General features: G+C 71.2%; 1 protein-coding gene and 1 pseudogene. Both read left to right on the forward strand.

Annotated elements, in window-relative coordinates:
• Positions 1–379: pseudogene (locus DM816_RS41885) on the forward strand (hypothetical protein); the annotation flags it as partial.
• 216 nt (positions 380–595) lie between these two features.
• The gene (clsA, locus tag DM816_RS41890; protein WP_117215944.1) at positions 596–1,189 is read left to right on the forward strand and encodes a cardiolipin synthase ClsA; all 594 of its coding nucleotides are present in this window, start codon (positions 596–598) and stop codon (positions 1,187–1,189) included.
• The last annotated feature ends 157 nt before the right edge of the window (positions 1,190–1,346 follow it).

Genomic DNA, 1,346 nt, shown 5'->3' on the forward strand with positions numbered 1-1,346 from the left:
GCTCGGGCGCGAGGTGCACGAGCTGCTGGCCACGGCCGCCGTGACCCCGGCCGACCCGAATCATGTGTGCGCCTCGACGCCCCTTCCCGCCGAGCCGGCGATCCCGGAAGTGGAGATCGCCGAAGTGCCGGTACCGGTGCCGGCCGGCCCGCGCATCGTCGAGCCACCGCTGGCCCGGCCGTTCAGCACGGTCTCCTACCTGCCGGCGCATCCGCTGCTCACCGCGTGGGAGCCGCTGCCTCCGGCACCCCAGCCATCGCGGCGCCACCCGGTGGGCCAGATGTCGCCTGCCACGATGGCGCTTGTTGCGGCCATTGTCGGAATTATCGCGGTGAGTGTGCTGTTTCTCCTGGTCGTGTCCAGTGTGCGGGGCAGCTGAGCCGGGGCTGGGAGCGCTTCGCCGGCTGTCGCATGAGCCTTCGGCTGCGCGATCGCGAGGGGAGGCCACGGCCTGTGCGCTTGGCGCTCAGGCGAAAAGCCCAGGCTAGACGGTCGCGGCCACGCATTATGGCAAGGTCAGGCGCGGCGATGTCATGCCCGCGTGATAAAACTGGTCATCGCATGGTGGGCGGCCTGTGGCGGGAGGGGAGGCGCCGTGAGCATTCCAGAAAAGCTTTCCGGTCGCGTCCTGACCGTGCCCAACCTGATCAGCTTCGCCCGCCTGGCCGGTGTGCCGCTGTTCCTCTATCTCTTCCTGGTCGCCGAGCAGGTCGGCTGGGCCGTGGCGGTGCTCGTGATCGGCGGCACGTCCGACTGGATCGACGGCTATCTGGCCCGTCGGCTCGGCCAGGTCAGCCGGCTCGGTGAGCTGCTCGACCCGCTGGCCGACCGGCTCTACATCCTGGCGACGCTGCTCGCGTTCACCGTGCGCGAGGTGGTGCCGTGGCAGTTCACCGCCGCGCTGCTGGCCCGCGAGGCGACGCTGCTGATCGCGCTGGGCGTGCTGCGCCGGCACGGGCAGGGTCCGCCGCCGGTGCACTACCTCGGCAAGACGGCCACGTTCATCCTGCTGTTCGCGTTCCCGGTGCTGCTTTTGGCCTGGGGGACCAGCGGGGTCACCAACGCGGTCGCCTACGCGGCCGGCTGGGGCCTGGCCTGGTGGGGCCTCGGGCTGTACTGGCTGGCGGGGCTGCTCTATCTCAAGCAGGTGCGCGATTTCGTGGCCCTGAGCAGGGTGGCCTCGGCATGACCGATCCCAAGGAACCGCCGCGCATCTATCAGGTCGACTTCCTGACGGCCCTGTTCCGCGACCCGCTCGATCCGGCCTATCTGCAGGCGGCCCGCCACCGGGCCAGCCGGCCGCCGCTGCCCCGGTGGCGGCGGGCCACCCGGCGCGCGGCGGCGCT

This window comes from Allorhizocola rhizosphaerae, assembly GCF_003426775.1.
Taxonomy (GTDB): domain Bacteria; phylum Actinomycetota; class Actinomycetes; order Mycobacteriales; family Micromonosporaceae; genus Allorhizocola; species Allorhizocola rhizosphaerae.